Source organism: Stenotrophomonas maltophilia (assembly GCF_003970865.1).
Lineage (GTDB): Bacteria > Pseudomonadota > Gammaproteobacteria > Xanthomonadales > Xanthomonadaceae > Stenotrophomonas > Stenotrophomonas maltophilia_AR.
Genome location: NZ_RXLZ01000007.1, coordinates 25272 through 46758 on the forward strand (window position 1 = coordinate 25272; position 21487 = coordinate 46758).

The 21487-nt window shown below is 61.3% G+C and carries 17 protein-coding genes and 1 pseudogene; 10 read left to right on the forward strand and 8 right to left on the reverse strand.

Annotated features, from left to right (window positions below):
- Positions 1-93 precede the first annotated feature (93 nt).
- The 4 genes and pseudogenes from EKL94_RS03670 to EKL94_RS03685 all read left to right on the forward strand — a co-directional run bounded on the left by EKL94_RS03670 (position 94) and on the right by EKL94_RS03685 (position 3954).
- On the forward strand, positions 94-684 hold the full coding sequence (locus EKL94_RS03670) for a TetR/AcrR family transcriptional regulator (RefSeq protein ID WP_126928026.1): 591 nt from the start codon (positions 94-96) through the stop codon (positions 682-684).
- Complete coding sequence (locus EKL94_RS03675) at positions 681-1715, forward strand: DUF418 domain-containing protein (RefSeq protein ID WP_126928027.1); 1035 nt, start codon at positions 681-683, stop codon at positions 1713-1715. Before EKL94_RS03670 ends, EKL94_RS03675 begins: the two co-directional genes overlap by 4 nt.
- Positions 1716-1814: 99 nt before the next feature.
- Entirely contained in the window at positions 1815-2822 is a 1008-nt protein-coding gene (locus EKL94_RS03680; RefSeq protein ID WP_126928028.1) for an aminoglycoside phosphotransferase family protein, read from the forward strand.
- Between the two features lie 187 nt (positions 2823-3009).
- Positions 3010-3954 (forward strand): annotated as a pseudogene (locus EKL94_RS03685) (IS481-like element ISStma12 family transposase).
- A gap of 39 nt (positions 3955-3993) precedes the next feature.
- Here the strand turns inward: EKL94_RS03685 and EKL94_RS03690 are convergent.
- The 7 genes from EKL94_RS03690 to amaB all read right to left on the reverse strand — a co-directional run bounded on the left by EKL94_RS03690 (position 3994) and on the right by amaB (position 10579).
- Positions 3994-4881 carry a DMT family transporter gene (locus EKL94_RS03690; protein WP_126928087.1) on the reverse strand — a complete coding sequence of 296 codons (888 nt, stop codon included), beginning with the start codon at positions 4879-4881 and terminating at the stop codon, positions 3994-3996.
- Positions 4882-4913: 32 nt separating this feature from the next.
- On the reverse strand, positions 4914-5975 hold the full coding sequence (gene murB, locus EKL94_RS03695; protein WP_126928029.1) for a UDP-N-acetylmuramate dehydrogenase: 1062 nt from the start codon (positions 5973-5975) through the stop codon (positions 4914-4916).
- Between the two features lie 8 nt (positions 5976-5983).
- The gene (locus tag EKL94_RS03700) at positions 5984-7039 is read right to left on the reverse strand and encodes a quinone-dependent dihydroorotate dehydrogenase (RefSeq protein ID WP_126928030.1); all 1056 of its coding nucleotides are present in this window, start codon (positions 7037-7039) and stop codon (positions 5984-5986) included.
- A 9-nt stretch (positions 7040-7048) separates the two neighbouring features.
- Positions 7049-7819: a class I SAM-dependent methyltransferase gene (locus EKL94_RS03705; RefSeq protein ID WP_126928031.1), complete on the reverse strand. Its 771-nt coding sequence runs from the start codon at positions 7817-7819 to the stop codon at positions 7049-7051.
- Positions 7820-7823: 4 nt separating this feature from the next.
- The gene (locus tag EKL94_RS03710; RefSeq protein ID WP_005413144.1) at positions 7824-8108 is read right to left on the reverse strand and encodes a DUF4190 domain-containing protein; all 285 of its coding nucleotides are present in this window, start codon (positions 8106-8108) and stop codon (positions 7824-7826) included.
- 135 nt (positions 8109-8243) lie between these two features.
- Positions 8244-9047 carry an SDR family NAD(P)-dependent oxidoreductase gene (locus tag EKL94_RS03715; RefSeq protein WP_126928032.1) on the reverse strand — a complete coding sequence of 268 codons (804 nt, stop codon included), beginning with the start codon at positions 9045-9047 and terminating at the stop codon, positions 8244-8246.
- Positions 9047-10579: an L-piperidine-6-carboxylate dehydrogenase gene (amaB, locus tag EKL94_RS03720; protein WP_126928033.1), complete on the reverse strand. Its 1533-nt coding sequence runs from the start codon at positions 10577-10579 to the stop codon at positions 9047-9049. Before amaB ends, EKL94_RS03715 begins: the two co-directional genes overlap by 1 nt.
- Before the next feature lie 520 nt (positions 10580-11099).
- Between amaB and EKL94_RS03725 the strand changes: the two genes are divergently transcribed.
- The 6 genes from EKL94_RS03725 (at position 11100) to EKL94_RS03750 (ending at position 19417) form a co-directional block, all read left to right on the forward strand.
- The gene (locus EKL94_RS03725) at positions 11100-12467 is read left to right on the forward strand and encodes an undecaprenyl-phosphate glucose phosphotransferase (RefSeq protein WP_440085879.1); all 1368 of its coding nucleotides are present in this window, start codon (positions 11100-11102) and stop codon (positions 12465-12467) included.
- 152 nt (positions 12468-12619) lie between these two features.
- Positions 12620-13054 carry a low molecular weight protein-tyrosine-phosphatase gene (locus EKL94_RS03730; protein ID WP_099589757.1) on the forward strand — a complete coding sequence of 145 codons (435 nt, stop codon included), beginning with the start codon at positions 12620-12622 and terminating at the stop codon, positions 13052-13054.
- A 53-nt stretch (positions 13055-13107) separates the two neighbouring features.
- Positions 13108-15318, forward strand: a complete 2211-nt coding sequence (locus EKL94_RS03735) for a polysaccharide biosynthesis tyrosine autokinase (RefSeq protein ID WP_126928035.1) — start codon at positions 13108-13110, stop codon at positions 15316-15318.
- Between the two features lie 349 nt (positions 15319-15667).
- Positions 15668-16846 carry a glycosyltransferase family 4 protein gene (locus tag EKL94_RS03740; RefSeq protein ID WP_126928036.1) on the forward strand — a complete coding sequence of 393 codons (1179 nt, stop codon included), beginning with the start codon at positions 15668-15670 and terminating at the stop codon, positions 16844-16846.
- Between the two features lie 139 nt (positions 16847-16985).
- On the forward strand, positions 16986-18035 hold the full coding sequence (locus EKL94_RS03745) for a glycosyltransferase family 4 protein (protein ID WP_126928037.1): 1050 nt from the start codon (positions 16986-16988) through the stop codon (positions 18033-18035).
- An 83-nt stretch (positions 18036-18118) separates the two neighbouring features.
- The gene (locus EKL94_RS03750; RefSeq protein WP_126928038.1) at positions 18119-19417 is read left to right on the forward strand and encodes an O-antigen ligase family protein; all 1299 of its coding nucleotides are present in this window, start codon (positions 18119-18121) and stop codon (positions 19415-19417) included.
- Positions 19418-20485: 1068 nt separating this feature from the next.
- Here the strand turns inward: EKL94_RS03750 and EKL94_RS03755 are convergent.
- On the reverse strand, positions 20486-21433 hold the full coding sequence (locus tag EKL94_RS03755) for a phosphoribosyltransferase family protein (protein WP_126928039.1): 948 nt from the start codon (positions 21431-21433) through the stop codon (positions 20486-20488).
- Positions 21434-21487 lie beyond the last annotated feature (54 nt).

A 21487-nucleotide genomic window follows, 5' to 3' on the forward strand; every position in this document is an offset into this window, starting at 1 on the left:
ACAGCGGTTGAGGTCAAGGCTGGCTGAACGAAGCCCGATGATGGTCGGGTTGCCGTCTTCTAATTGGACGAACGTTCGTTCAGTCTTTGCGCCATGAACCGAGCCGACCGCAACGAGCAACGCCTCGCGCAGATCCTGCAGGCCGCCCTGCAGTGCTTCCTCGCAAAGGGATTCCACCAGACCAGCATGCGTGACATCGCGCAGGCGGCCGGTGTCAGCCTGGGCAATCTCTACAACCACTTCCCGGGCAAGGAAGCGATCATCCTTGCCGTGGCGGTGGCCGAGAGCGAAGAGCTGGCACCGTTGCTGCAGCGACTGGCTGCGTCCGAAGGCGAGCGCGCACAGGTGCTGGTGTTCCTTCGGGACTTCCACGCACTGTGCCGGCAGCCGGAATGGGCGACGCTCGCCGTCGAAGTGCTGGCCGAGAGTGCACGCAATCCTTCCGTGGCCAAGGCGTTTGCGGCCAATCGCAGGCAATTGCAGGCAACCCTGGCCGAAGCCCTGCAGCAGGTGGCACAGCGCGAACGTCGGTGTCCCGTGCTGGCCCCGGCACTGCAGGCGCAGGTGCTGCTGGATGCCATCGAAAGCGATGCGTTGCGTCGAGGGCTGGGCGAAGCCGATGGCACCGATGAGGCATCGCTGGATCCAGGCCTGCTCGCGCTGCTGCTCGGGGCGCGCGCATGAGCACTGTTGACCGGCGGTTGCACGGGCTGGACCTGGCGCGCTACCTGGCGCTGGCCGGCATGGTGCTGGTCAACTTCCGCCTGGCGATGGCCGTGCCCGCAGAGGGTGAGGGTTGGCTGGCAGGGTTCTTCCATCTGCTGGAAGGCAAGGCCTCGGCGACGTTCGTCACTCTGGCCGGTCTTGGCCTGGTGCTGGCCACGCAGCGGCAGGGTTGGTGGCCGGCCAGTGTGCAGACCTGGCGGCGCGCACTGTTCCTGATGGTGCTGGGCCTGCTCAACCTGACCCTGTTCCCGGCCGATATCCTGCACTACTACGCGGTGTATTTCGCGTTGGCCGTGGTGTGGCTGCGTGCCTGCCCGCGGGTGTTGCTGGCCAGCATCGTGGGCCTGGCGGCCTGTTCGTTCTGGGCGTTGCTGCACTGGGACTACAGCGAGGGATGGAACTGGCAGACGCTGGAGTACGCCGGTCTGTGGCAATGGCCGGGCGCGGCCCGCAACCTGCTGTTCAATGGCTTCCATCCGCTGCTGCCGTGGCTGTGCTTCTTCCTGCTGGGGATGTTGCTGGCACGGCTGCAACTGTCGCAACCGCGGGTCCAGCGCGCGCTGCTGGTGCTGGGCCTGCTGCTGATCGCGGCTGGACATGGCGTGCAGCAGCTTGCGCAGGGAACCCCCTGGCAGGCGTGGCTGGGAACGCAGCCGATGCCGCCGGGACCGGTCTACGTACTCACCGGTGCGGGCGCAGCGTGCAGTGTCATTGCCGCCTGCCTGTGGCTGACGCGTGTGCGACCGGGTGACTGGCTGGAGCCGTTCACCGCGGCCGGTCGCATGACCCTGACCCTGTACGTGGGCCACATCCTGCTGGGCATGGGCACACTGGAAAGCCTGGGCCTGCTTGATGGCAGTGCATCGCTCGCGTCGGTGCTGCTGTGGGCACTGCTGTTCCTGATGCTGGCGACCGGCGCGGCATGGCTGTGGTCGTGGCAGTTCGCACGCGGCCCGCTGGAGGCGGTGATGCGGCGCATCGCAGGCTAGTTCTCTGGTCGTGCCGAGGCGATGTTGTGACGGACATGTCTGTGTCGTGGCGAGCGCATCTGCGATAGTGGTGGCAGGTAACACTTTCCGCTTGCATCCATGTCATTCGCTTCGGCGCAGCATCTCGGCGAAGTCCTGCAACAATCCTATGGCATCACCCCCACCGCCGTGGTGCCACGCCCGGTGGGTGCCGACGCCAATGCCAGCGTGTATCGCGTCGATGCGCGGCACGGGCAGTGGTGGTTGAAGTGCCGCACCTACCAGGTCGACCCAGCAGTGTGGGACAGCCTGCACTGGATGCGCGGCACGTTGGGTATCGATGAGATCGTGGCGCCCTGGCCGGCACTGACCGGTGGTGCGTCGGTGCAGCGCTGGGGATTGCAGTTCACCCTGTTCCCTTATGTGGAAGGCCAGTCCGGGTTCGAGGCGGCGTTGAGCCGCACGCAGTGGAAACGGCTGGGTGAGGTGCTGCGCCGCCTGCACGGCGCACAGCTGCCGGTGGAACTGCAGCGGGCGCTGCCGATCGTCCGGCTGGAAACCGCGGCGCTGGAGACCGTCGGGCAATGGTTGGCCGGCGAAGGCCTGGCGGCCGCGAAGGATGGGCTGGGCCGCGCATTCGTTTCGGTGTGGGACCAGCAGCATGCGCGCATCGCGGCGCTGCATGCGCAGGCACGGGAGCTGCTCGCGGCATTGCAGGATGTGCCGGTAGACCTGTACCTGTGCCACACCGACCTGCATGCCGGCAACCTGCTGATGGGCAATGACGGGGGCCTGCACCTGATCGACTGGGATGGCCTGTCGCTGGCGCCGCGCGAGCGCGACCTGATGTTCATCGGCGCGGCCGTTGGCGGGCGCTGGGGGCGCGAGAATCCGCTGGGCTTCGAGGACGGCTACGGCAGCGACCGCGGCGACCCGCGCTGGATCGCCTGGTACCGGCACTGGCGCATTCTGCAGGACCTGATCGAGTTCCAGCAGGTGCTGCTGGGCAGCGATGGAGAAGAGCGTTCGCCGCAGCTGCGCCGACAGTCGCTGCACTACCTGGGCGAGCAGTTCGCGCCGGGCAATGTGTTCGATGCGGCGGAGCGGGTGTATCGCGCGCTGGACTAGGTTCTGGGCCGTTGCCAGGATCGCCCCGGGTAGAGTCGACTGTTAGTCGACTGCTCTTCGATTGGAACAGACAAAGCCCGCGCTGCGCGCGATAGTCGACTAGCTGTGATCTCTCGGTAGGTTGTTCATCCGGGGCATCTTTGGAAAATGGTGGTTACCACACCTATCCAGTCCCCAAAGAGCCCGGATGAACCACCATAAAAATGCCCGTTTGACGCCGTTTAGTCGAGAACTTCTTGTCCGCCGCATCACTGAGCAAGGCCTTCGGCCAGAAGAGGCCGCCCAGGCTTGCGGGGTGAGTGTACGCACGGCTTACAAGTGGCTGGCCCGGTATCGAGCCGAGGGCCTGATTGGGCTGCAGAACCGCAGCTCTCGGCCAAGCCGCAGCCCCCATGGCACCCCTGAGGCACTGGTAGAGCAGATCGTCCAGCGTCGACGTCAACGGCAAACCTACCTGACCATTTCCAAGGCACTGGGTGTGGCTCACAGCACCATTTCACGGCTGATGCGCCGACGAGGACTCAATCGCCTGTGCCTTCTGGACCCACCGAAGAAGGCGGTCCGGTATGAGTACGACAGCCCGGGCGGCTTGCTGCACTTGGATATCAAGAAACTCGGCAACTTCCACCGGCCCGGACACCGGGTCGATCCGAATCGGCGTGGCAATGCTGGCGGCGGTGGCTGAGGCTATGTCCATGTGGCCATTGATGACCACTCCCGAGTCGCCTTCAGTAGCGTTCACACCGATGAGAAGGGCTCAACGGCCTGCCAAGCGCTGCTGGCCGCTTTGGCGTACTACAAGACGCTGGGGGTCACCTTCCAGCGTGTCCTGACTGACAACGGCGCCTGCTATCGCTCCGGCGTCTTCGCTCGACTCGTCGCCTCGTTGGGCATGAAGCACTATCGGACCAAGCCCTACACCCCGCGAACCAACGGTAAGGCCGAGCGCTTCATCCAGACCAGCTTGCGCGAATGGGCCTACGCCTGCGAGTACGCTTCGTCAGAGCAACGCGATGCCGTGCTACCTGAATGGCTGCATCACTACAACTGGCACCGACCCCACATGGGGATCGGCAGCCAGCCGCCTATTTCCAGAATCCCGCTGAACAACGTGGTGGGTTTACACAACTAGCAGTCGACTCTACCAGGGACTTGTCCATCGAGGCGGTTTTCATTCGGCGGGCTTGGCCGCTGCCGAGGCCGCTGCGCTCGCGGCGCGGCGCGACAACACGGCCTCGCGATGGGCGATGTACGCGTTGGCGGCGAGGATGATGCCGGCACCGATGATCGTCCAGCGATCCACCGTTTCGTTGAACAGCAGCCAGCCGCACAGCGTCACCAGTGGCAGCTGCAGGAAGCTGATCGGGGTCAGGGCGGAGACTTCGCCCAGGCGCAGCGCACGCGTCCACAGCAGCTGGCCGATGGTGCCGAGCACGCCGGTGGCCAGAAGCCACAGCCACGCCACGCCGGTGGGCCAGACCCAGACGAACAGGGCCGGAACCAGCGACAGCGGCACCCAGAACACGTAGGTGTAGAGCACCACGGTGTCGGCACTGTCGATGCGGGTCAGCTGCTTGATCTGGATCGCCACCAGCGAACTGAGCACGGCCGCACCGACAGCGACCAGGCTGCCGGCCGTGAAGCCGGCAGTGCCGGGGCGGACGATCACCAGTACACCGATGAAGCCGACCACCACCGCGGCCCAGCGGCGCACGCGCACGGTCTCGCCCAGCCACAGCACGGCGGCGATGGTGACGAACAACGGGGTGGAGTACGAGAGCGAAACTGCCTGCGCCAACGGCAGGTGGCCCAGTGCCCAGAATGCGCACAGCATCGAACCCAGGCCGATCGCACTGCGCACGAAATAACGCGGCAGCTGCTGCGTCTTCAGCGGCGCGTGGCCGGGGCGCAGCAGCATCGGCAGCAACGCCAGCAGGCCGAACGCATTGCGGAAGAACGCCACTTCCTGGGTCGGCACGTAGCGCGTGGCGTAGCGGATGGCCACGGCCATCAGGCCGAATGCCATCGTGCTGCCGAGCATCAGCAGCGCCGCCCGCATCGGGGTGGCGCTAGGGGAGAGGGCGGGGCTGTTCACCACTGTGCGCCGAGCAGGCGGGGCTCCGGTTCGATCGGCACGCCGAACTTCTCCAGCACCGAAGCGGAGATGCGTCGCGCCAGCGCCAGCAGTTCAGCACCGGTGGCGTTACCGTGGTTGACCAGCACCAGTGCGTGGCTCGGCGCCACGCCAGCATCGCCTTCGCGGAAGCCCTTCCAGCCGCAGGACTCGATCATCCATGCCGCCGAGACCTTACACTTGTCCTCGCGGTCTGCCGGGAACACCGGCAGCTCGGGGAAGTGCTGCAGCAGCACGTCGACCTGTTCCAGCGGCAGCACCGGGTTCTTGAAGAAGCTGCCGGCGTTGCCCAGCACATCCGGGTCGGGCAGCTTGCGGCGGCGGATCGCAATCACTGCGTTGGCCACGTCCACTGCGCTCGGCAGCTCCACGCCCTGTGCCTGCAGCTCCTCGCGGATGCCGGCGTAGTCCATGCGCAGGTCGTGCAGCAGCGGCAGCTTGAGCTCGATGGCGGTGATCAGGTAGCGATCCGGCTGCTGTTTGAAGACGCTGTCGCGGTAGGCGAAGCCACACTGTTCGTTGTCCAGCCGTACCCAGGTTTGTTCCTCGCAGTCCCAAGCTTCAACGGCCTGGATGAACTCGCCAACCTGCGCACCGTAGGCACCGATGTTCTGGATCGGCGCGGCACCGGCGGTGCCGGGAATCAGCGCCAGGTTTTCCAGGCCGGACAGGCCTTCCTGCAGCGACCACATCACCAGGCCATGCCAGGGCACGCCGGCGCCGGCGCGGATCACTGCATGGTCGGCGCGGTGTTCCAGGAAACTGATGTCACGGTTGCCGAACGCCAGCACGGTGCCGGGCAGATCTTCGGCGATCAGTACGTTGCTGCCGCTGCCCAGCACCAGCAGCGGGCCGCTGGCCACTTCGGGCAATGCCAGCACTTCCGGTAGCAGTGCGGCATCGTGCAGTTCCAGCAGCTGCGCGGCGCTGGCCTGCACATGGAAGGTGTTCAGCGCCTGCAGCGGCGCATTGCGGGTGAGCGTCCAGCGCAGCGGGGCGTTGCCGTCGACGGTATCCATGGGCGCGCTCACAGTGGGGCCACCGCGCCGCGGCTCGGCGCTTCGCGGCGGCGACGGATCGCCTCCACGCATTCGGAGACCAGCGCCGGGCCACGGAAGATCAGGCCGCTGTAGCACTGCACCAGCGCCGCACCAGCGGCCATCTTGGCTACCGCGTCGGCACCGGACAGGATGCCGCCGACGCCGATCAACGGCACCGATTCGGGCAGGCGCGAGCGCAGGCGGCGCAGCACCAGCGTGGACTGCTCCAGCACCGGCGCGCCGGACAGGCCACCGGCCTCGTTGGCCAGCGGATCGCCGGCCACCTTGCTGTGGTCGATGGTGGTGTTGGTGGCGATCACGCCGTCCACCTGCAGCTCGCCCAGCACGCGGGCGGCGGCATCGATGTCGCGCTCGCTGAGGTCCGGCGCCACCTTCACCAGCATCGGCACGCGGCGGCCGTGGCGGGCGGCAAGGTCTTCCTGGCGGTCACGCAGCTGGCTGACCAGCTGTCGCAGCGCGGTTTCTTCCTGCAGTTCACGCAGGCCGGCGGTGTTGGGCGAGGAGATGTTGACGGTGATGTAGTCGGCCAGTGGATAGACCTTGTCCAGGCAGGCGATGTAATCGTCCACGGCCTGTTCGTTGGGGGTGTCCTTGTTCTTGCCGATGTTGATGCCGAGCAGGCCGCGGCGGTTGCGCGCGCGCTCGACGTTGCGCACCAGCGCGTCCACGCCCGCATTGTTGAAGCCCATGCGGTTGATGATCGCGTTGTGCGCCGGCAGGCGGAACAGGCGCGGATGCGGATTGCCGGCCTGCGGGCGCGGGGTGATGGTGCCGATCTCGACGAAGCCGAAGCCGAGCGCGAACAATGCATCAATGTGCTCGCCGTTCTTGTCCAGGCCGGCGGCCAGGCCGACCGGATTGGGGAAGGTCAGCCCGAACACCGTGCTGGGCATCGGCGCGATGCGTGCGGCCAGCAACGGCGTGGTGCCGGTGCGATAGGCCAGGTCCAGTGCGGACAGGCCGAGGCCGTGGGCGCGCTCGGCGTCGAGCGAGAACAGGAAGGGGCGGGCAAGCGAATACATGCGTTGGTTTCAGTCCAGCGTGCCGAGGAAGGCTCGGGTTCGATATTCAAAAGCGACCTGGCCGTCGACCGCGTGGGCGGCGAACAGGTCCTGCAAAGCGTCGATCATCGGCGTATAGCGCGGATGACCGGATTGGGGTGCGTAGGAGGAGGACAGCAGGCGCCCGCGCAGGGCATCGAAGTCCAGATGCTGTACGTTCGGCAGCTCCACCATGCCGCGCAGGCCGGGGCCGAACCAGGCCTGCATGGTGGCATCGTCCTGGTAGCGCTCGGCTACAGCGGTGTAGTCGGTGCCGTAGTCCAGCAGCAGCTGTTCATAGCCGATCAGGAACGGGCTGGCATCGAGCAGGCGCGAATTCCAGTAGATCAATGCCTGGCCACCCGGACGCAGGATGCGCTGCCACTCGGCGCGCACCGCCACGGTGTCGAACCAGTGGAAGGCCTGCGCGACGCTGACCAGATCAACGCTGGCATCGTCCAGGCCGGTGGCCTCGGCGCGGCCATCGACGGCGGAGAAGCGCGGGTACTGGGGTGCCAGCCAGTGTTCGGCGGCGGCGCGCATGGCGGCATTCGGCTCGACCGCTACCAGCGGGTGACCGCTGGCCAGAAACTGACGGCTGGAAATGCCAGTGCCGGCGCCGATGTCGGCGACCCGAGCCTCGCGGCTGACGCCCATCGGGCCGTGCAGCCAGCCCAGCAGCGCGGGCGGGTAATCGGGCCGGTAGCGGACGTAGTCGGCGACGCGGCTGCTGAAGCGTTCAGTGCTGTCGGAGGCGGTCATGGCGTCAGTTCGACACCGCCGCCAGCCACGCCAGGCCACCGAAGAACAGGATGAAGACCAGGATGGCGGCAAGTACGGCGCCGACCATCACCCAGCCCAGCACCAGGCCGGTGACGGCCAGGCCATCGCCTTCCAGTTCATGCGGGCGGCGGCGGATCTCGGCGCGGGCCATGTGGCCGGTGATGATGGCCACGATGCTGGCCACGAAGGGCAGGACGGTCCAGCTGGCGATGCCCATGACCAGGCTGACCACGGCCAGGGCGCTTGTCTGTCGGGGTGCCACGCTCATCGGGTCCTCCTTGGCAGTGTGCACATGATAGTGCCTCTGCCCGGGCAATCCCATGCCCGGCGGATGCGATGGAAGGCGTCGACCCTGGTCGACGAAAGGCATGCCAACCAAGGTTGGCAGCTACCGGGGGCGGTATCAGCCCATCAACACCTGGCCACCATCCACGTTGAGCACGCTGCCGGTGACCCAGCGCGCCAGCGGTGAGCACAGGAACAGGGCCGCATCGGCGATCTCGCGCGGGTGCCCGAATCGACCGAACGGGATCTTCGCCAGGGTGCCGTGGTACAGGGCGGGGTCTTCGGTGCGGCGGCGGTCCCACAGACCGTCGTCGAACTCGATCGAGCCCGGTGCGATCGCGTTGACCCGGATCCGGTCCTTGGCCAACGCGAGGGCCTGCGAGGTGGTGTAGTGCGAAAGCGCGGCCTTGGCGGCGGCGTAGGGCGCGCCACCGGGGCGCGGCTGCTGTGCGGCGATCGACGACAGATTGAGGATGCAGGCATCGCTGGACGCGCGCAGCCAGGGCAGGGCCAGGCGTGAGGCCCGAACGGCGGCCATCAGGTCGATCTGCAGGCTGGCGGCCCAACCGTCCTCGTCGTCGGCCATGCCGTAGCCGGTGGCGTTGTTGACCAGCACGTCGATGCCGCCGAGTGCATCGGCGGCGGCCTGCAGCCAGGCCTGGATCTGGCCGGGGTCGGCCAGATCGGCGGAGAACGTGTGCAGTTGGAAGCCCTGCGCCTGTGCATCGGCACGCAGGGCATCCAGGCCGGCCTGGCCGCGGGCGCAGACCGCGACCTGCGCACCGGCGCCGGCAAACGCCAGCGCCATTTCACGACCGATGCCCTTGCTGCCGCCGGCGATGAGCACGCGGCGGCCGGTGAAATCGAGGATCGGAGCCCCTGTGGGGCTCTGACCCACAGACGTCTCGGCGTCGTTTGCCATCACAGATCGAACTTGATGCCCTGGGCCAGCGGCAGCGAATCCGAATAGTTAATGGTGTTGGTCTGGCGGCGCATGTAGACCTTCCATGCATCCGAACCGGACTCGCGGCCACCGCCAGTGTCCTTTTCGCCACCGAAGGCGCCGCCGATCTCCGCACCGGACGTGCCGATGTTGATGTTGGCGATGCCGCAGTCACTGCCGGCCGCCGACAGGAACTTTTCGGCGGTCTTCAGGTTCTGGGTGAAGATCGAGGACGACAGCCCCTGCGGCACGCCGTTCTGCATGTCGATGGCTTCGTCGATGGTGTCGTACGGCATCACGTACAGGATCGGCGCGAAGGTCTCGTGCTGGACCACGGCGTCGCTGTTCTTCAGGCCGGAGACGATCGCCGGCAGCACGAAGTTGCCTGCGCGGTCGATGCGGGTGCCGCCGGTTTCGATGGTGCCACCGGCGGCCTTGGCCTGGGCGATGGCATCGAGGAACTGCTGCACGGCGCCATCGCTGTTCAGCGGGCCCATCAGGTTGGCGGCATCGGTCGGGTCGCCGATCTTGCCTTCTACCTGCTTGTAGGCCTTGACCAGGGTGGCCAGCACGTCGGCGTAGATCGAGCGGTGCACGATCAGGCGGCGGGTGGTGGTGCAGCGCTGGCCGGCGGTACCGACGGCGCCGAACACGATGCCCGGCACGGCCAGCTTCAGATCGGCGGTTTCGTCCAGGATGATGGCGTTGTTGCCGCCCAGTTCCAGCAGGCAGCGGCCCAGGCGGCGCGCGACCTTCTCGTTGACCGTGCGGCCGACCTGGGTCGAGCCGGTGAAGCTGATCAGCGGCACGCGGCGGTCATCGACCATCTTCTCCGACAGCGCAGTGCCTGCGTCGTTGATCAGGAAGAAGATGTCCGGGAAACCGGCTTCGCGCAGGGCGTCGTTGCAGATCTTCAGCGAGGCGATGGCGGTCAGCGGCGTCTTGTTGGACGGCTTCCAGATGCACACGTCGCCGCAGATGGCGGCCAGGAACGAGTTCCAGCTCCACACCGCGACCGGGAAGTTGAAGGCTGAGATGATGCCGACCAGGCCCAGCGGGTGGTACTGCTCGTACATGCGGTGGCCGGGGCGCTCGGAATGCATGGTGTAGCCGTACAGCATGCGGCTCTGGCCCACGGCGAAATCGGCGATGTCGATCATCTCCTGCACTTCGCCATCGCCTTCCGGCTTGCTCTTGCCCATTTCCAGCGCAACCAGCGAACCCAGCGCGTCCTTGTGCTTGCGCAGTGCTTCGCCGCACAGGCGCACGGCTTCGCCGCGGCGCGGGGCCGGCGTGGTGCGCCAGATCTTGAAGGCTTCCTGGGCGCGGGCGACGACGGTGTCGTACTCGGCCTCGGTGGTCGCGCGGACCTGCGCGATCGGCTCGCCGGTGGTCGGGTTGACCGGGGTGATCAGCTCACCGCTGGTCGCGCTCGACCACTCCCCGTTGCCCAGGTACGTGCCAGCGTTGATCGCGTCCAGGCCAAGGGACTTGAGCAGCTCGGAAGACATGCAGACTCCTGTGTTTCGTTACGTTGTTTGGCGCCATCGCGGGCAGGTGGGGGATGCGATGAACAGAACCGCCGATGGTAGCAGAGGGCGGTGGTGGGGCTTTGGTGCGGTGCGGGGTGGGGCGAGCTCGAGGCTGTCAATTTGCCGACCTGCGATCCGGACGTGGATGGATGATCGCGACGCAAAGTGACGCACATTGATGCATTGCGACACATGTTAAATTCGTAATATTTCTAAGGGCTTACGTGGTCTCCTGGCGATATGTTCAGTCAGTCCCCGACTTGAAATTCCTATCTTTTGCCGCAGACATCATTCACAATTCAGTCACGCCTGATTGACAAACCTTTGACAGTCGCGTGCTGGCTGGGGAGTCCATGCACGTGAAGACGAACAATTCAGCGTTCGGTCGAGTCGTGAATGGAGAAGTGCTTTGCTACATGGATCGGTAGAAGACCTCCCCGCAGCGCGGGCCCGGGCGGGCCGCCGCCGCGTCGAAGCCCGGGCGGCCCTTGAGTTAGGGTTGCGCCTGGGCGATCTGTTGCTGCTGCCGGGTATGGCGGTGCTCTCCCACATCGTTCTGTATGGCACGGCTGCGCCGGATTCGTCCCAGCGCATCGTGTTCGGCGCGGTGATTCTCAGCGCCATCGTCTGCTTCTCTGTCGCGCCGCTGTATCGGAACTGGCGGATGCGCGGGTTGCTGGCCGATCTCTGGCTGCTGCTGTTGGCGTGGTCTGCCACCTTCGCGTTGTTCTCGCTCTACGTCGTCCTGGTCGGACTTGCCGATGCGGTCCCCTCTACCTGGCTGGTTGGCTGGTATGCCTTTGGCCTGGGTTCCATGGCTGCATTACGCGTATTGCTGAGGGTGCAGTTGCATCGCTTGCGTTCACGCGGGATGGACCATGAGCGGATCCTGCTGGTCGGGCTGCGGGCGCCTGCTTTGAGGCTGCACCGCCTGCTGCGTGGGAAACCAGAGCTTGGCAAAGACGTCATCGGCTACTTCGCCAGTGCGGGCGATATCGCTACCCGTCGCGGTGGGGATGCGCCGTGCAGGCTGGGGCGGCTGGAAGACGTTCCGCAGTACATGGATCAGCACCGCGGAGAATTCGACCAGGTCTGGGTGTCGATGCCGATGGGGCACGCGGCCGCGATCAAGGACATGCTCAAGCAGATCGAGCGATTTCCGGTGCCGGTGCGCCTGATTCCCGATACCACGGGTTTGGGGGCGCTTAATCCGGGCGTGCACCAGGTGGGTGATGTGCCGATGATCGGCGTACGTCAAGGCTTGGTGGATCATCGGTTCCGCGTGTTCAAACGGGTCGAGGACATTGTCGTCGCGGGTGCGGCGGTGATCCTGCTGGCGCCGTTGTTTGCCGTGCTGGCCATCGGCGTGAAGCTGAGTTCGCCGGGGCCGGTGTTGTTCCGCCAGAAGCGTCATGGCCTTGGCGGTAAAGAGTTCTGGATGCTCAAGTTCCGCTCCATGCGTGTGCACGCGGAGGGGGAGGGGCAGATCACCCAGGCGACGCGCGGTGATCCACGCGTCACCCGGTTTGGCGCCTTCCTGCGCCGCAGCAGCCTGGACGAGCTGCCGCAGTTCTTCAATGTGCTGGGTGGGAACATGTCGGTGGTGGGGCCGCGGCCGCACGCGATCCAGCACAACAACCACTATGAGCGGGTGATCGAACGCTACATGCACCGCCACTACGTCAAGCCGGGAATTACCGGCTGGGCGCAGGTGCACGGGTTGCGCGGTGAGACACCGGAGTTACGCTCGATGAAGAAGCGCGTGCAGTACGACATCGATTACATCCGGCGCTGGAGCCCGACGCTGGATGTGCGGATCATCGTGCTGACGGCGTTGAAGGTGCTGGGGCAGAAGTCGGCGTATTAGGGTGGTCGATTTCTGGAACTGCGACGTAATCCCATGAATCTGTTGGCGATTTCATCGCCTGTAATGCGCTTGTAAGGTATGCTGTTCGGCTGCCGCCGACCTAGGGTGTTCTGGTCGCGTGCGCCGCAAGGAATGCCACAGGATCCAGGTCAGTGTTCAAGAACGTTCTTTTTGTATGTGTCGGCAACATCTGCCGCAGTCCCTCCGCAGAGGTGATGCTGCGCCAGGCGGTCGAGGGCAAGGGGATCCAGGTGTCCTCTGCTGGCCTCGGTGCGCTGGTTGGGCATGGCATTGATGCCACGGCGCAGGAGCTGCTGGTTGAGCAGGGCATGGATGGCCTTGCTCATCGCGCGCGTCAGATTGATGACGCCATCCTGGGAGCCGCTGATCTGGTGCTGACCATGGAGCGCAAGCACGTGCGCCGCATCGCCGAGATCGCGCCGCAGGCGTCCGGAAAAACCTTCCTGCTGGGCAAATGGCAGCAGGATCGGGAGATTCCCGATCCGTACCGCCAACAGCGCCCGGCGTTTGAGCATGTTTACAAGTTGATGGCCGAGGGTGTGGAGAGTTGGGCGCGGCACCTGTAGCGCTGATTTCTCATCTCTGACTGCACCTACATCCAATTGAAGAGTTCTTACTGATGACCACCGATACCCGTAGTCCTGCGCAGGACGATACTGACGAAATCGATCTGCGGCAGTTGTTCGGTACGCTGATTGACCATAAATGGTGGATCGCTGGCATTACGGGGACGTTCTTCGCCGTTGCTGCCGCATATACGCTGCTGGCGACACCCATCTATCGTGCTGACGCCATTGTGCAGGTTGAATCGAAGGTGCCGAGTTTGCCCGGCCTTTCTGACATCAGTCAGTCGCTTGGGATCGGAGGTGGCACAGCGGAGGCGACAACCGAGATTGCGCTCATAACCTCCCGCGCGGTGGTCGGTAGCGCTGTCGATGCGCTGAAGCTTGATGTCGAGGTGAAGCCGAATCGTTTCCCGTTGCTGGGCGGCTACTTTGCGCGGAAGGCCGAGCGCTCGGATCCCGAAGCGCTGGCGGATGTGCGCTTTGGCATGTCGCGATTCGGCTGGGGCGGAGATAAGTTGGACGTGTTCCAGTTGGACTTGCCACGCCACCTGGTTGCCGAGCCCTTGACCGTGATCGTGGGCGAGAGCGGTACGTACGAATTGCTAGATGATTCCAGCAACCTTCTATTAAGGGGGCAGGTTGGCAAGCCTGCAGTCGGAAAGGGAATTGCGATGCAGGTTGCGGAGATGCGCGCGCACCCAGGCATGCGCTTTGAAGTGACCCGTCAGCGCCACCTCACGGTGGTGGGCGAGCTGCAGAGGAAGGTTACCGTAAACGAGTCGGGCAAGGAGTCGGGCATCCTGACGCTGGCCTATGAGAATGCAGATCCTGAACTTGCGCAGCGCTTCCTGCAGCAGGTTGCCCAGGCCTATGTGCGGCAGAACGTGGAACGAAATTCGGCCGAAGCCTCCGCACAGCTGACCTTCGTGAAAGAGCAGTTGCCCAACGTGCGTAATCAGGTGGACGCCGCACAGAAGACGCTGAGTGCCTACCAGACGCGCGCCAACTCCGTGGATCTGACCCTGCAGACCAAGGGGCTGCTGGAACAGGAAGTTGCTGTGGAGACAAGTATCCAGCAGCTTCGCCTGCAGCAGGCAGAGATGGACCGCAAGTTCACGCGTGATCATCCGGCATATCAGGCGTTGATGCGGCAGATCGGAGAGCTGGAGGGTCGAAAGAGCGGATTCCAGGGGCAAGTGAAGCAATTGCCCGAAGCACAGCAGGAATTGCTTCGCCTGACGCGCGATCTTCAGGTCAGCAACGAGATGTATACCGGCATGCTGAATCAGGCGCAGCAGCTGGACGTTGCGCGCGCGGGTACGGTGGGCAATGTGCGCATTGTGGATGCGGCGGAGGTGGATTCGACGACTCCTGTGCGGCCACGCAAGGCGCTGGTTGTGCTGATTGGCGGGGTATTGGGCGCATTCCTTTCAGTTGCTATGGTTCTACTGAAGCAGATGCTCAACCGTGGCGTCGAGGATCCGGCGCAGATCGAGGAGCTTGGTTTGCCCGTTTATGCGTCGATCCCGGTCAGTGCACAACAGCAGACCGATTCGGTGCGCGGCAAGTTCCGCGCCGACGGCAAGCTGCATCTGCTGGCGGTCAAGGATCCGGCGGACCTCGCGATTGAGGCTGTTCGTAGTCTTCGTACAAGCCTGCATTTCGCGCGCCTTGAAGCCAAGAACAATATCGTTCTGATCTCCGGTGCGAGCCCGAACGCCGGCAAGACTTTCGTTTCCTCCAACCTCGCGGCGGTGATCGCGCAGGCCGGTCAGCGTGTGCTGATCATCGACGCTGACATGCGTAAGGGAACCCTGCATAAGGCACTGGGGGCAGCGCAGACGCCGGGTTTGTCGGATCTTCTGGTGGGCAAGATTGATCGTTCGCAGGTGGTACGAAGCCTTACTGGCCTGGACAATCTGAGCTTTATCGCACGTGGTGACGTTCCGCCTAACCCGTCGGAGCTGCTGATGCATGCCAATTTTACCGCGTTGCTCGAAGAGCTGGCACCGCAGTACGACCTGATCATCGTTGATACACCGCCGATCTTGGCCGTTACCGATGCGGCGATCATTGCCCATCACGCTGGTACCTGCCTGATGGTGGCGCGCTTTGGCTTGAACCAAGCCAAGGAGCTTGCTTTGGCAAAGCGTCGATTCGAGCAGAACAACGTTCGAATCAAGGGGGCTATTTTCAATGCTGTCGAGCGACGAGCTACGGGCTACTACAGCTATGGATACTACGAGTACAAATCCAGCAATTGATGTGCACTCGGCGCGAAGAGCATCCAGTTGGCGAGGTGGTGATGATATTTTGTGCGCCTTCAATAAATGAATAGAAATTCGCAAAATTGCTAGAACAAGCGAGCTCGACGTCGGGTTGGAATCAGAAAGTGCGCAGGCTGTACATCGTATGGAGTGAGTTCTTCGGCCTTGTGGTAATGTCGGCTGAGGCATTCGGCATCAGACTGACCACGTCGAGAGTGTTGCGCGCGGGATTCGACCCTATTGGTGCTCTGGTTGTAGACCTTGTCCACTGTTATCTGTATCGCGTCTCGAATCTGCTGGGCTGCTTAATAGTGATGCGGAGCTTGATCGGTAAACGGGTGCATTCATGAAGATTTCCCTGCTGAATAATCTGTACTCGCCCTATCATGTTGGTGGTGCGGAGAAATCCGTTGAGTCACTCGCCCGTGGGCTCGCGCTGATGGGGCATGACGTTTCGGTTTTGACTCTGCATGAAGGTAGATCCCTGGAGGTAAAGTCCGAGGGCGGAATAAGGATATTTCGATTTCCCTTGAGAAACGGCTACTGGCCATTCGGCGCCAAGCAGAAGCGTGCTTCGTGGCGGAAGATGCTCTGGCATGCGAGAGACTTCTTCAACTTGGCGGCGGGCAGGGATCTGGCTCGAGTGGTTAATGAGATTCGACCAGATGTGGTCCATACCAACAATATCTCAGGGTTCTCAGCTTCTGCGTGGGAAGCCGCCTTTCGCCTGCGCATTCCGATCGTTCATACGGCTCGGGATTATCATTTGCTTCACCCTAACTCTACCCTCTTTGCAAATGGGAAATCTCAGGATTCCTATTCTTTAAGTACAAGGCTGTGGGCTGCTGGCAAGCGGCCTTTTGTCCAAAAGGTAAGTCATTTTGTTGCAATAAGTGAATATGTGAGGGGTGTGCATGTGCGCTCGGGCTTATTTAATCACTGCCCGGCCAGTGTAATCTACAATTCAGTGAATTCCCCCGATATGGAGTACCGTCCGGCAGTTCTCGATGGCCACAAAGTGTATGGTTTCATCGGTCGGTTGGATCCATCAAAGGGCGTTGAGAGGGTTATTGAGGCGGCAAAAATGCTGCCCGGACGGCGCTGGGTTATTGCGGGCGATGGGGAGTCGTGCTATGTGGATTCGCTCCGTCATTCTGCCCCATCCAACGTGGAGTTTCTTGGCAAAGTTTCACCTTCTTTATTCTTTTCCCGAATAAATGTACTGATCATTCCATCGTTGTGGGCTGAGCCCCTCGGGCGAGTGGCGATTGAGGCCTATATGCACGGTGTTCCCGTTGTTTCTTCCGGATTGGGCGGGCTGGGCGAAATCGTCAGGAACGGGCAGACTGGCTTTGTCTTTGATCCGTTCAATGCTGAGAGCTTGCTTGGTGCCTTGGCAGAAATTGATAGAACGGATTTTGAATGTCTCGCTATCAACTGCAAAGCCTACGCGAACAATTTCACCGAGCGAGCTGTTGCAGGGCACTACGTTGACGTTTACAGACAAGCAAGGGCGGACTTCTGATGGGGGTGCTGCATGATCCTGGATCGGTCCGTCGGCGCGGCCTCCATGGAAGGCGTTTTGGGGGCGACGCACGTATCGGTACCCGTGCGTTTGTAACGACGGGCGTTATGAAGAAGTCAGCGGTCGCGGGGATGCTGTCATGAGCGTTCAAAAGCCAACTGCTGCTGCGCGAAATGGGCGGATTCTCTACGATGAGCGTTGGTTTGGGGCTACGGGTATTGGTCGATTCAGTAGAGAGGTTGGCGTGAGGCTCGGAAAGGCCTCGGCTTTGCCGCTATCTGGAAATCCTGCTGGCGCTTTGGACGTAATCCGGCTTTCGCTGTACATGCTGTTCAACCGGCACGATGTTGTCTTGTCCCCAGGGTTCAATTCGCCACTCGTGGGACTTTCACGCTTTGTTTTGACGGTTCATGACCTGAACCACATAGACGTTCCGTACAATTCTGGATTCCTGAAGCGTGCTTACTACAATTTCGTGCTCAAGCGCGCATGTAGGCGAGCTGCACGAGTCCTTACGGTTTCCAACTATTCTAGAAAGAGAATTATGGAATGGTCTGGGGCCAGTCCGGAGCAGGTCGTGGTCGTGGGAAATGGAGTCTCGGATGGATTCCTAGGGGCGAGGAAGAACGATGTCAGTCGTGATCCATCTAATGGTTATCTGTTCTGCGTGGGTAATAGAAAGGCTCACAAGAACGAAGGTGCCGCAATTCGAGCGTTGGCGGCGCTGGGTAGATATCCGAAGATTCGCCTGGTGTTCTCCGGGGACAGCTCTGATGCACTGGATGAGCTCGCAGAGGAATTTGGCGTGTCTGGTCGGGTGAGTTTTACAGGGGCACTTAGTGAAGAGCAGCTAGCGGAAATGTATCGCAACGCAGCAGCTCTTGTGTTTCCTTCACTTTACGAAGGCTTTGGCCTTCCAGCAATTGAGGCAATGGCAGTTGGCTGTCCTGTTATTGCGTCTAGAACATCTGCACTTGGCGAGATCGCAGATGGCGCCGCTCTACTGTTTGATCCTGAGTCGGACGCCGAGATAGTTGAATGCATCGAAACGGTTGTGAGTTCTTTGGATGTACGGCGAGAACTACAGAGACTCGGATTTGAGCGTGTCAAAGCGTTCAAGTGGGAGGAGGTTGCTAGGTTGGTTCAACATGCTATCGAGAATGGCGGTGATTTGGGGAATTCTCCGTGACGCAAATTCTTCCGTTTGATGCTTGCAGTGATACGGCTCTTGGATTGATTTGCGTGATTGCAGAATTTTAGGTCAGTTATTAAATGTCGAAATTGAGTTCCAGTACCCTTCGGCGCCGATTGGCACTACTGCTCTGCGTCGTCTCGGCATTCTTCCTGATTGCCGGCAACCTACCTCGTATGATCCCGGCTATTGGTGGGGCGATAAACGGCGGTGAAGTCGCCTGGCTGTTGTGCATCTGTACGCTTGGATTAGCGTTTCTTGGGTCTGCTTTGTCTGTCCGCGCGTTGGTGGCTGCGGTGGGGGCTTGCATTCTTTCATTTGTAGTCGGCCTTTCGAAATTTGGCTTTAGCGGAGAGGCCTTTGCGTACAATATTAGGCTTTGTGGGCATTTGGTAGGTGGAGTTGTTCTTGCGAGATCATTGTGGCATCTCTATAGAGACAATTATCGAGCGCTCGTAAAGGCAATTGTTGTTACCTATACCGTATTAGCTCTCGCATCATTTGTGTTATTTGCAATATTTCCGGACACATCCCAGTTGTGGAAGGTCATGCAGGATTCCGGCGTGGACTTTCAGGGGGATCCACACAATGGAAGGCTGATATCTCCATACTTTGATCCAAACTTTTACTCCTGCATCATCGTGCTGCCAATTTTGCTTGCTTGGTACACGACAAGCTATTGGAAAGCGGGCTGGGTGTGCATGGCAATTCTGGTTGTGAGCCTGCTCATGACAGTGTCACGAAGTGGAATGGCGCTTCTTGTTCTTGTTCTTATTGCAATTTCGCTTGCGAACGCTCGGAGGATAATTAGAAAGAAATTTTCCTACGGCGCAGCCGCTGCGGCCTTGTTCGCGATCGCTGGCATCACTGTTTCTGGATTGGTACTGTCACCCTTCGTAGAGAGAGCTGCTTCCAGATTCACTGGCGTTAAGGAGGATCGCTCCGCTCTTTCCAGGGTTAAGTCTTTTGAGATCGGAAATTTGCTTATTGCCGATCAGCCGATACTCGGCTTCGGATACAACTATGTGAACGAGCCGGCTCGCAAGATGCGCGGGGGCAAGGTTGGATTGGACTCCAGCATTCAGGTATTCTTTGCGAGCTTCGGACTGCCTGGCTCAATAGTGCTGATCGGGGTTGTTTGCAGTTGGCTCTGGAATGTTGATAGAAGACTCAGTTCAGATAGGGTTTTTCTCTATCGGGGCACTGTAATTTACAGTGTGATAACAGTCGTATTTGCTGGAAATTTCAATCAAATTTTGTTTTACCCATTTTGGCTTGTTCCGGTGCTCGCGTTTCTGGCGTATTTCCATTTCTTGGCGTACGGAGGGGGGCGGGGAATGGATGGCTCGGGCTATTCGCCTATCTCTCAAACTTCGTGATGTCTTACAGTCGGGCTGCCCGCTCGCCACGGTGTGTAATGGCAAACCTGTTTTTTGCATTATGAGGCTGTTGTAGCGGTGTTGGGAGGGGTGTTGGTCAGGATAAAGATTGATGCAGTTTGCAGCGAGATGCGCTACGTGAGCGTGGCGCCTGGAACGATACTATCCAATGGCTTGCGGTCGCAGTGAGGGAACACCAACCTGTTGTTCGAGCTGAGTAGGAAGGCGCTGGCACATACCGCAGAGTGCCGTGGCGTTTGACGAGTAACTATTGCGGCGCGGTGCAGGCAGCGCTGGCCTTGCAGGTTAGCGGTCAGTCCCTGCCAAGTGGCTTGTCGTGCGCCCGATTCAATGACCAGTGCAAGGCTCAATCAAGCCATTTTGGCCCTCCATGCCGCGGCGCAGATCCGCGGCCCAGCGCTGACCCGAAACCATGACCAATCCACGGTCGCTGTCTGGGAGAGTGCCCGGGAACCTAGCGGCGTTACAGTGGATGGATCTGTTGCGCGGTAGTTTTGCACATGTGTACCGATGCAGTCGCAGTAAGATGGCCATTCGAAGCTCTGCTTCGGTTCCTACATCGACCGGCTCTACTAGTTTGGTTTTCATCCTAGCCGCCCTGAGGGTCGCCGTTCGCTGCACAAGCCCGAATCATCGGAACAGCTCCATCAGCGGAACGCCGGCATTCTGGCCCTTCCGAGTCGCAATGGCCCGAAAGCATCTTCTCTAGTCCTTCTCTGGCAAGGGTCCCAGCGTTCTTGTTGCAGGGACTTCAGCACAGACTCAACGTAGACTTTCGACAGATCTTTCAGCTGCGCTCGTACTGCCAGCACATTTCCTTAGGCTTGAACCATTGTTTGCCATGCGTTGCTTTCCGTTCTCGCCCTAGCACTGGTTCTTCGCCAGCGCTGGGGCGAGCCGGCAACTGGCAGCCATCCCCTTGGTCTTGTCTTGGTTTGATCTCTAGGGCCTGGGCCAACTTACGAGGTGAAGTCCGGCGTCTGATTTCCTCGATCGCTACTTCTTCGCTCATTAACATGTCCCTTGGAGGAGGGGGCTTTCAGTGGTCTATGGCAGTAGCGTCTTCCGAATCTTGCGCTTTATCTTCGAAAGAAGCTGTTCAGTGGCAACCATGGCTCGGCCAAGACTTGCTCCTGGTAGGTACATCCGATTGTTCGCTGTACAGAAGACCGGCTTCTTTGCAGAGTTGGCAATCTCTATGGCCTGCTGCAACTCGCTTTCAACGAAAAGCGTTGCCGATGTGTCACTTGCGTATACGCTTGCCTTGAACTTGGAGTGCAGGTTCAGCCTTCTGCGCTCTTCTGCTGTGGCCACGTTGAGCATCTGCAGTGATCCATACTTGACCCCGTGGCGTTCCAGCCATTTTTCGGTGGCAGGACGGTACTTCTCAAGCCTGCTTGTCACCAAGTGCTTGACTGCGACGGTCGGCAGAATCAACGGATCTGCGTTCTCAATGAACTCAAGATACTTCGGACCGTCGTCGTTCTGTTCGTGGGTTGGGTCGACGCATAGTACTCCGTCGATGTCCAGGCACGCCTCGGAAAGGCGGGGATGATGCATGATGTTCCACTCGAAGGCGCGCGGTTGCGGCAGCAACTCGAAGTGAATGTCAACGTGATCTCTGCTCTTTGCTTCTGCGTATGCGGCTAGCGTCGTGACTCGACCGCCGTTCTCGACATAGGTGGCCAGTTGAGCTTTGGCCGATGCTATTGCATTTCCCGATGAAACGCTGTCGTCGATCAGCAGAATTCGACGCGCATCGCCAGTGCGAACCAGGTGGTTCATCTTGTACGAGCGACTGTTTCCTTTCGCAATGTCACTATTGCTGACGAAGGATGCCAGGTCTGTCAGCGGCAAGTTGAGTTTCAGCGCGACAATGCTCGCTACAAGCATGCCGCTCCTGGGTATCGCCACAACCAATTCAGTATCTTGCGGAATTCTGTGCAGGTTCCTGCTGATCAACAGCGAAAGGTCATCAATGCTTCTATAGTTCATCAGCGGTTCTTCCGGAAATTGGATTGCGTCAGCAACCAGTTTGAATGGGGTAGG

What these genes read in the sequence shown, in the direction of transcription:
- EKL94_RS03670 (WP_126928026.1), top strand. Translation starts at nt 94, where the DNA reads ATGAACCGAGCCGACCGCAACGAGCAACGCCTCGCGCAGATCCTGCAG.
- EKL94_RS03675 (WP_126928027.1), top strand. Translation starts at nt 681, where the DNA reads ATGAGCACTGTTGACCGGCGGTTGCACGGGCTGGACCTGGCGCGCTAC.
- EKL94_RS03680 (WP_126928028.1), top strand. Translation starts at nt 1,815, where the DNA reads ATGTCATTCGCTTCGGCGCAGCATCTCGGCGAAGTCCTGCAACAATCC.
- EKL94_RS03690 (WP_126928087.1), bottom strand. Translation starts at nt 4,881, where the DNA reads ATGCGGGCGGCGCTGCTGATGCTCGGCAGCACGATGGCATTCGGCCTG.
- murB (WP_126928029.1), bottom strand. Translation starts at nt 5,975, where the DNA reads ATGGATACCGTCGACGGCAACGCCCCGCTGCGCTGGACGCTCACCCGC.
- EKL94_RS03700 (WP_126928030.1), bottom strand. Translation starts at nt 7,039, where the DNA reads ATGTATTCGCTTGCCCGCCCCTTCCTGTTCTCGCTCGACGCCGAGCGC.
- EKL94_RS03705 (WP_126928031.1), bottom strand. Translation starts at nt 7,819, where the DNA reads ATGACCGCCTCCGACAGCACTGAACGCTTCAGCAGCCGCGTCGCCGAC.
- EKL94_RS03710 (WP_005413144.1), bottom strand. Translation starts at nt 8,108, where the DNA reads ATGAGCGTGGCACCCCGACAGACAAGCGCCCTGGCCGTGGTCAGCCTG.
- EKL94_RS03715 (WP_126928032.1), bottom strand. Translation starts at nt 9,047, where the DNA reads ATGGCAAACGACGCCGAGACGTCTGTGGGTCAGAGCCCCACAGGGGCT.
- amaB (WP_126928033.1), bottom strand. Translation starts at nt 10,579, where the DNA reads ATGTCTTCCGAGCTGCTCAAGTCCCTTGGCCTGGACGCGATCAACGCT.
- EKL94_RS03735 (WP_126928035.1), top strand. Translation starts at nt 13,108, where the DNA reads ATGACCACCGATACCCGTAGTCCTGCGCAGGACGATACTGACGAAATC.
- EKL94_RS03740 (WP_126928036.1), top strand. Translation starts at nt 15,668, where the DNA reads ATGAAGATTTCCCTGCTGAATAATCTGTACTCGCCCTATCATGTTGGT.
- EKL94_RS03745 (WP_126928037.1), top strand. Translation starts at nt 16,986, where the DNA reads ATGAGCGTTCAAAAGCCAACTGCTGCTGCGCGAAATGGGCGGATTCTC.
- EKL94_RS03750 (WP_126928038.1), top strand. Translation starts at nt 18,119, where the DNA reads ATGTCGAAATTGAGTTCCAGTACCCTTCGGCGCCGATTGGCACTACTG.
- EKL94_RS03755 (WP_126928039.1), bottom strand. Translation starts at nt 21,433, where the DNA reads ATGAACTATAGAAGCATTGATGACCTTTCGCTGTTGATCAGCAGGAAC.